The following is a 2,056-nucleotide window of genomic DNA, read 5'->3' as shown; positions in this document are numbered from 1 at the left end:
GAGGGTACTTTCAACTCGATCGGTTCCATGTGGCGAGAGAGATTCGTCAATTGTTCCGAGGTCATGCAAGATATCGGGTGATTCGAAAGAAATTCGCATCATGGGATGAAGAGGGTGTGTTGCGAGAACTCACAAGTGCCATCGGTACGCTAGAACATGAGGAGAAGGAAAAGCAACTCGAGGCGCTTGTTCGTCGAATCGAGGAGATGCCAGGATGTTTGCGTGACTATCGCATATGGCTGAAGGAAAAAGGGATCGACACGACAAACATGAGAGCGATGGGGAGTGCGGAAGGAACGATGCATGTGTTTGCGAAACGAAGTAAAAACGGTCGAAGTTGGAAAGATGCAGGGATTGAAGCAATGTTGCGAGCGATCGCCGCGATAAAAGATACGTTACTCATTCGGACACGCCGTGGGGTGATGTATGGCGTGGAAGAACGAGAAGAAACGAAACGAGAAACGATCGTGAAAAAGGCAATGAAACGCGTCTCATCTCGAATGAAGGAAGTGATTCGGGACAACATTCCGTATTTCCGTCAGTCTTCAGGAACACCGATTTACGAGGTATTACAAGCATTGAAAGGTTTTTAAAAACACAGATATAGGCACATACCTACAGGATAAGAGAGGATAAAAGCGCTTACATGAAACAAGCCTATAAAACCATATATAACCAATAAAATCGGTCGAGAAAAAAATCTCCCACAAAGTCTTGACTCAAACTAAACCAAGAAATTAGGAGCGGGCACTTGTCTTTTATGAAATAATATTGTATAGAATCCCCCAACTGCGTAAAATGCAGCTGGGGGTGTTTTATTGGCGAACAGTGCCTGGCACTGTTCGATAATATTTTGTGTCTAGATCATCAACAATCAATGCAACATGTTGTTTAAACCAAAAAGGCGTCCCCATAGGAGAACGCCTTAACAAACGATTTTATTTGTTTAATAACTTAATAAATTCACGCATAAACGCTGGTAAATCTGGCCATGCATGAGCGGATACGAAATTGTTATCAACATGAGTTGGCTCAGATACATAGTTGGCACCAATTGCTTCTACACCTGGCTTGCAGGCAATGTATGCAGTCATGCTGCGTCCTTTCACGACATCAGGAATGGTTTCTAACACGAGCGAAGCATGGCAAATCGCCGCAACTGGTTTGTTCGCTTCAAAGAAATGGCGTACGATTTTTGGCAAGTTTTCATCGAGGCGGATGTATTCTGGCGCACGTCCTCCCGGAATAATGAGCGCATCGTACTGTGTCGGATCGATTTCTGCAAACGATGCATGCGCATCAATGAGATAGCCTGGCTTTTCTATATACATCCAAATTGACATTTTAACCTCTGGTTTACACAGCACACCCAATGCGGCGTAACACCTCATCTGGATGCTGTAAGACATGTTGTTCAAACCGAGTAATCGACTGGGCGATGTCTTTTTGATCTTTATGCAAGATGTTGGCGATGACTTCGTCTTTCAGCCACTTCCACAACCGTTCAATCGGATTCAAATGAGGCGAATACGGCGGGAGAAAAATAAAATGAAAGGCATCGCCTTCTTCGCTTTGAAGGAAGGCTCGAACCATGTTGGCATGATGAATACGCGCATTGTCCAACACAAGCACGATGAATCGGTCGGAATATTTCTCTTTTAACAGGCGCAAAAAGTCGAGGAACGTTTCGGCGTTGGCGGATGATGCGCGATGAAACACGACATCACCTTGTTGCACGTCGACGGCACCAAAAATGGATACGTGGGCGTGATGACCGTAGCTTGGCACTTGTTTTTGATTCCCTACTTCTGCCCATGTCGTACGAAGCGCTTGATAGGCGCGAACATGCGTCTCATCGACATGAAGCAGAACGATTTCTTCCGTGATTAGTTTTTTTTTATAAACTCAAGTTCTTTTTCAAACGCCGCTTGAAGTACAGGATCGCCTTTGACGAGCTTATAGGTCGGACGTGTCCATGACAAGCGAAGACGATGCAACAACTTCCGAATGCCTTCCCGTGACATCGAAACACCATAGGTTTGTTGGATGTAGGACT

The 2,056-nt window shown here is 45.1% G+C and carries 3 protein-coding genes and 1 pseudogene; 1 reads left to right on the top strand and 3 read right to left on the bottom strand.

All coding sequences use genetic code 11. The features are described from left to right. On the top strand, positions 1 to 593 hold a 593-nt coding region (locus EKC99_RS15225), incomplete at its 5' end, for a UPF0236 family transposase-like protein (protein WP_205597784.1). Between the two features lie 345 nt (positions 594 to 938). Here the strand turns inward: EKC99_RS15225 and EKC99_RS15220 are convergent. The 3 genes and pseudogenes from EKC99_RS15220 to EKC99_RS15210 form a co-directional block, all read right to left on the bottom strand. After that, positions 939 to 1,328 (bottom strand): annotated as a pseudogene (locus EKC99_RS15220) (DJ-1/PfpI family protein); the annotation flags it as partial. A 28-nt stretch (positions 1,329 to 1,356) separates the two neighbouring features. Next, on the bottom strand, positions 1,357 to 1,869 hold the full coding sequence (locus EKC99_RS15215; protein ID WP_163151694.1) for an IS630 family transposase: 513 nt from the start codon (positions 1,867 to 1,869) through the stop codon (positions 1,357 to 1,359). 17 nt (positions 1,870 to 1,886) lie between these two features. Continuing rightward, complete coding sequence (locus tag EKC99_RS15210; RefSeq protein ID WP_483296097.1) at positions 1,887 to 2,024, bottom strand: winged helix-turn-helix domain-containing protein; 138 nt, start codon at positions 2,022 to 2,024, stop codon at positions 1,887 to 1,889. Between the last annotated feature and the right edge of the window lie 32 nt (positions 2,025 to 2,056).

Source organism: Anoxybacillus sp. MB8, from assembly GCF_011006755.1.
In the GTDB taxonomy this organism is placed as follows: domain Bacteria; phylum Bacillota; class Bacilli; order Bacillales; family Anoxybacillaceae; genus Anoxybacillus; species Anoxybacillus gonensis.
This window is presented reverse-complemented; position numbering and strand designations above follow the sequence as displayed.